Annotated in this window: 2 protein-coding genes; both read left to right on the top strand. The window is 71.6% G+C overall.

What is annotated here, in order from left to right; genetic code table 11:
• The first annotated feature begins 399 nt into the window (after positions 1 to 399).
• Positions 400 to 1,752 carry an MFS transporter gene (locus FJ251_15590; GenBank protein ID MBM4119126.1) on the top strand — a complete coding sequence of 451 codons (1,353 nt, stop codon included), beginning with the start codon at positions 400 to 402 and terminating at the stop codon, positions 1,750 to 1,752.
• A 60-nt stretch (positions 1,753 to 1,812) separates the two neighbouring features.
• Positions 1,813 to 2,275: Rrf2 family transcriptional regulator (locus tag FJ251_15585; protein ID MBM4119125.1), on the top strand; the 463-nt coding region annotated here is incomplete at its 3' end.

Below are 2,275 nucleotides of genomic sequence, written 5' to 3'. Positions count from 1 at the left end.
CCCCCCGCTTCTCCGGACGGGCGACTTCTCCTGCCTCGGCTACCTGCTCTAGGCGCTTCGCTTCAAGGCCGACCGGCGACTCGCAACCCAGCGCTGAGCGAGGACGGTGCGGGTCGTAGAACCCCTCGATGGAATTGAAGGCCGCCATCCGTGCCTCGCGCTGCGTCTTGAAGCGCTGCCGAACCAGGCACTCGCACTCAAGTGTAGCAGAGAACGACTCGCAAAGGGCGTTCGGGACCAAGGCATCGCGGACTCCTCTCGCTACGAGGGTAGCAAGGGGTCCGGGAAACCGGGTCAACTCCAAACCACGTGAATGCAGCCGGCCGGCCTGACTTCGGGCTGGCGAGCCGCATCTCCCTGGAGTAGCGTAGCGGCCATGCCAGTTCTCCTCTTAGTCCCCTGCTACATCGAGCACTTGCGGCCGGCGATCGGCCTGGCGACGGCGCGGCTGTGAACGCCGTGCCACCCGCCGCGGCCTACGCCTCCCCCCGCAGCCGGCGCGGCTGGTACCTCTACGACTGGGCGAACTCGGCCTTCGCCACGGTCATCCTCGCCGCGCTGATGCCGGTCTACTTCGCCGAGGCGGTGGTGCCCGCCGGCGGCGCGCGCCTGTTCGGGACGACCCTCAGCGCCACCAGCCTCTGGGGCTACGCCTCGGGCTTCTCCTCCTTCCTCGTCTTCATCAGCGCGCCCCTGCTCGGCGCCCTCGCCGACGCCTCGCGCGCGCGGCGGCGCTGGCTCCTCGGCTGCTTCCTGCCCGGCGCGCTGGCAACCTCGCTGCTCCTCACCGTCGGCCCAGGCGACGTCAGCCGGGCGCTCGCGCTCTACATCAGCGCGGCCACGCTCTTCGTCGCCGCGAACATCTTCTACGACTCCTTCCTGCCCACGCTGGGGCCGCCCGAGCAGCAGGACGCGATCAGCGCGCGCGGCTTCGCCTGGGGTTATGCGGGCGGCGGGCTCGTTTTCCTCTTGGACCTGCTGCTGATCCAACTGCACGGCAGTTTCGGTCTCAGCCGGGAGTGGGCCGTGCGCCTCGCGCTCTGCTCGGCCGGGCTCTGGTGGGGCGGCTTCGGGCTGATCGCCTGGCGCCGGATGGAGGAGCCGCCCGGGCCGCCCGCGCGGCGGGTCCCCGCCCTGGCCGCACTGCGCGACACCTGGACCACCTTCCGCAGCGTGCTCGCCCGGCCGGCGCTGGCCGTCTTCTGCCTGGCCTTCCTCTTCATCAACGACGGCGTGCAAACCGTGGTCAAGATGGCCTCGATCTACGGCAAGGACGAGCTGCACCTGGGCACGGGCACCCTGCTCGGCACCCTGCTGCTCGTGCAGATCGTCGGCGTGCCGGGCGCGCTGCTCTTCGGCAAGCTGGCCGGACGCATCGGCACCCGCGGCGCGCTGATGCTGAGCCTCGTCATCTGGATCGGCGTCGTGCTCTGGGCCTGGCGCCTCGCGGCGGCCTGGGAGTTCTGGATGCTCGGCGCCGCCGTGGGCTTCTGCCTCGGCGCCACGCAGTCGCTCAGCCGCAGCCTCTACGCGCACTTCGTGCCGCCCGCCCGGAGCGCCCAGTACTTCGGCTTCTACAGCGTCTTCGCCAAGTTCAGCGCGATCGGCGGGCCCCTGCTCTTCGGCCTCATCCGGCAGCTCAGCGGCACGGCGCGCCTGTCCATCCTCGCCCTGGGCGCCTTCTTCCTGGCCGGCCTGCTGCTGCTGGCCTTTATGCCCCGGGATCCCGCCTTGACAACCGGGGACGAGTGACCTACCTTCCGATCCCGACCAAAATGGTCGGCATTTGACACCGCGGGCTCCTGTTCGGGGATGGCCGTGCTAAAGTTCACACGGAAAACGGATTACGCCGTCCAGGCGCTCCTGCACGTGGCGTCGCGCGAGGGCGCCAGCCTCGTGAGCGCCCGCGAGATCGCCTCCTGCCACGGGATTCCCGTCCAGCTCACGGCGAAGCTGCTGCAGGCGATGGCCCGCGCCGGCCTCTGCGAGAGCCAGCTCGGTCCCCGCGGCGGCTACCGCCTGGCGCGACCGGCAGCCGAGATCTCCCTGCGCGCGATCATCGAGGCGGTCGAGGGCGCGGCGGCCGAGGGCGCGGGCGAGGCCCGCGTCTGCGGCTACTCCGCGCCGCTCGCAGCCGTGCAGGCCGAACTGGCCGCGCGCTTCGCCGGGCTCTCGCTCGTCGAACTGGCCGGCCACGATGCAGCCGCCCACGCGGCGAACGGCGCCGCCGTGGCCGACCCGCCCCCGGGGGCGGCTGCCGCACCGCCCCGTGCCC

It is taken from the genome of bacterium, from assembly GCA_016873475.1.
Taxonomy (GTDB): domain Bacteria; phylum Krumholzibacteriota; class Krumholzibacteriia; order JACNKJ01; family JACNKJ01; genus VGXI01.
This window is presented reverse-complemented; position numbering and strand designations above follow the sequence as displayed.